Source organism: Nocardia ninae NBRC 108245 (assembly GCF_007990755.1).
In the GTDB taxonomy this organism is placed as follows: domain Bacteria; phylum Actinomycetota; class Actinomycetes; order Mycobacteriales; family Mycobacteriaceae; genus Nocardia; species Nocardia ninae.
The window spans coordinates 1-3155 of the sequence record NZ_BJXA01000168.1 but is presented as its reverse complement, the minus strand read 5'-3'; the positions used below and the strand labels follow the sequence as shown (position 1 = coordinate 3155).

3 protein-coding genes are annotated in these 3155 nt (G+C 68.9%); 1 reads left to right on the top strand and 2 read right to left on the bottom strand.

Annotated elements, in window-relative coordinates; translation table 11 throughout:
• Nucleotides 1–128: 128 nt before the first annotated feature.
• Entirely contained in the window at nucleotides 129–1274 is a 1146-nt protein-coding gene (locus NN4_RS44355; protein ID WP_147144415.1) for an epoxide hydrolase family protein, read from the bottom strand.
• Between the two features lie 97 nt (nucleotides 1275–1371).
• Between NN4_RS44355 and NN4_RS44350 the strand changes: the two genes are divergently transcribed.
• The gene (locus tag NN4_RS44350) at nucleotides 1372–2361 is read left to right on the top strand and encodes a helix-turn-helix transcriptional regulator (RefSeq protein ID WP_147144413.1); all 990 of its coding nucleotides are present in this window, start codon (nucleotides 1372–1374) and stop codon (nucleotides 2359–2361) included.
• Here the strand turns inward: NN4_RS44350 and NN4_RS45595 are convergent.
• The coding region (locus NN4_RS45595) for an SMP-30/gluconolactonase/LRE family protein (protein ID WP_186818934.1) at nucleotides 2346–3155 on the bottom strand (810 nt) is incomplete at its 5' end. The genes NN4_RS44350 and NN4_RS45595 overlap by 16 nt on opposite strands.

Genomic DNA, 3155 nt, shown 5'->3' with positions numbered 1-3155 from the left:
CCCCAGCTCCCCCGGCGGCACCGACCACCCCCGGCGCGCCTGCGGGTGCCGCGGTGCACGGCGAGTTCACCAAGCCTGCCGGCTGACTCGGCGGCACCGCCGCGACGGACGGTGCCGCACAGCCTGGTTCAGCGCACCTTCGCGAAGAACGCGCGAATATCGGCCACATGCAGCTCAGGCAGTTCCATCGCCACGAAGTGATTGCCGGTATTGCCCTCCGGCCAGTGCACGATGTCGTTGTCGCGCTGGGCAAGTCGCAGCATCAGCGCTGATCCCCCACCGTAAACGCCTGTCGGCACCCGCTTTTGCCCCTTCGGCCAGGCAAATCCGTTGTCGCCGAGGCCGTTGTACATGGGCCAGGACGAGGTGGCCGCCGTATTGGTGAACCAGTACAGGCTGACGGTGGTCAGCAGGTGGTCACGGTCGATCACATCCTCGGCTTGCTCGGCGAGCGGGGCGAATTCGTTGAACTTGTGTATGAGCCAGCCCAGCAGGCCGACCGGGGAGTCGGTCCACGCGTGCGCGAAGGTCTGCGGGGCGGCGCGCAACAGCTCGTGGTGGTTCACGCCGGTCATCCACTGCTGCATCAGATCCCATTCGGCACGCTCGTCCGGCGTCATGGTCGGCACGTCGGCCGCGCTCGGCATGCCGATGCCGCCATCGATGTGCACGCCGATCACTCGGTCCGGCGCGGCGATCGCCATTTCCGGCACGACGTAGGCGCCGAGATCGCCGCCCTGGGCACCGAATCGCTGGTAGCCGAGCCGCTCCATCAGTACCAGCCACATCTCGGCCACCCGCTGCGGCGTCATCCCCACCTCGTGCGGCGCTGCCGAGAACGCGAAGCCGGGCACCGACGGCACCACCACGTGGAAGGCCTGCGCCGGGTCGAGTCCGTGCTTGCGCGGGTCGGCGAGCAGGCCGATGGTTTTGCTGAACTCGGCGAAGGTGTTCGGCCAGCCGTGCGTGAGGATCAGCGGTACCGCGTCCGGCTCGGGCGAGCGGACGTGCACGAAATGCACGTCGAGGCCGTCGATTTCGGTAATGAACTGCGGAAACTCGTTGAGCGCCGCTTCCTGTGCCCGCCAATCGAACTCGGTCCGCCAGTACTCGGCGAGCTCCCGCAGGTAGGCGACGGGCACGCCGCGCTCGCGTCCCGCACCGGGCAGCTGGGCCGACCAGCGGGTCCGGCTCAGCCGGTCGTGCAGGTCGTCCAGGTCCGCCTGGGCGATGTCGATGCGGAACGGGCGAACAGCGGTGCGGTGGTCGGTCATCGAGAGGGCTCCTCGTGTGTCGGTCGTTCGATCCGAGCACTACGTTAGGAATCATGTAGGACCATCTATGTCCTAGTTGTCTGACAATCTGAGATTCATGAACGACACCCCCGCCCGGCTGCTGCGCCTGCTGTCGCTACTCCAGACCCCACGCGAATGGCCGGGCAGCGAACTGGCCGAACGACTCGGCGTCACCGACCGCACGGTGCGCCGCGATATCGACCGATTACGCGAACTCGGTTACCCGGTCGAGGCGACGATGGGTGCGGCGGGCGGTTATCGGCTGGTGGCCGGGTCGGCGCTGCCGCCGTTGCTGATCGAGGACGACGAGGCGGTCGCCATCGCGGTGGGGTTGCGGGCCGCGGCCGGCTACGCGGTCGCGGGCATCGAGGAGGCGTCGGTGCGCGCGCTCACCAAGCTGGAGCAGGTACTGCCCGCGAAGCTGCGCCGCAGGGTGCGGGTACTCGGCACCGCGCTGGCACCGCCCACCGACACGGGACCACTGGTCGAGCCGGAGGTGCTGACGGCGCTGGCCGCCGCCGTAACCAACAGGGAGCGGGTGCGTTTCACGTATCGCGACGGCGGTGGCACGCAATCGCGCAGGCATGCCGAACCCGTCGGACTCGCTCCGGTCCGGCACCGCTGGTACCTGGTCGGCTACGACGTCGATCGCGACGACTGGCGCGTCTACCGGGTCGATCGCGTCGATCAGGTACAGCCGACCGCCGCTCGCTTCGCCCCGCGCGAACTTCCCGCCGCCGATCCCGCAGCCTACGTGGCGGGACGCCGAACCGACTGGGGTACACCGACTTTCCGGCTCTCCGTCACCATTCACGCACCCGCGCAACGGGTCGCAGGCCGGCTCGGCGACGACCCGGGCGACCTCGTCGCGATCGATGAAAACTCTTGCCGCCTGGACACCCTCCGCGACGACTCACCGGAGTGGTTGGCGCACCGGCTCATCGCTCTCGGTGCCGACTTCGAGGTGCACGAGTCGCCGGAGTTGCTCCGACAGCTACGTACGGTCTCCGCGCGCCTCGAGCGCGCCGTCGGCGGTCCGAAAGCGCAAGCTCAGCGGGGCAGCTGAATACGCAGTACGGCGCCGCTCTCGGTACCCGCCAGCAGCTGGTTCGGCTGCCCCGGTGTTGCGACCACCGACGTCAGCGGCTGGCCGGTGAGCACCGCGCAGGCCGCACCGGTCGCGGGATCGACGCGCACGAGCCGGCCGGACAGCGTGGTCACGTACAGGATCCCGTCGGCGTCGATGTGCAGATCGTCGGCGAAATCCGGCACACCGGGCAGCGGCGAGGCCAGGTTCGCGACCACCGTCTGCGCATTCGGATCGTCGATCGCGATGCGGACGAGCTGGCCGAGCGTGCTCCCGTTGACCGTCACGTAGAGCGAATTACCCTGCATGACAATGCCGTTGGCCCCCGCTTCGGCCGCCTTCTCGGTCCAGGCGGTATCCACACTGCCGTCCGCACGCACCCGGATGACACCGGACATGGTGGCGACGTAGAGATGGCCGGCCGCATCGAAGGTGGCGCCATTGGGCATGGTGAGGCCGGAGACGAAGACCTCGGGCTTCGGATCCGCGGCCGCCGGATCGAAACGGACGACGCCGCCGGGGCGGATCGCACTGGTGGGTGAATCACCGTAGACGACATAGAGCAATCCGTCCGGTCCGCTGCGGACGGCGCCGGGGAACTCGACAGGGACGGTCGCGGTCAGTGCACCCGAGCGGTCGTAGCGCTGCACCTCGTTGCGGTAGATCCGGGAGACCCACAGGTTGCCCTGGGCGTCGTAGCCGACGTTCTCCGACCAATCGAGCACCGGTATGCCGGCGGGGACCGCGGTCGCGGCCTGCGCGGGCGCGCACGA

Bases quoted from the DNA above. Each gene is read 5' to 3' on its own strand.
- NN4_RS44350 (WP_147144413.1), top strand. From the start codon at position 1,372: ATGAACGACACCCCCGCCCGGCTGCTGCGCCTGCTGTCGCTACTCCAG.
- NN4_RS44355 (WP_147144415.1), bottom strand. From the start codon at position 1,274: ATGACCGACCACCGCACCGCTGTTCGCCCGTTCCGCATCGACATCGCC.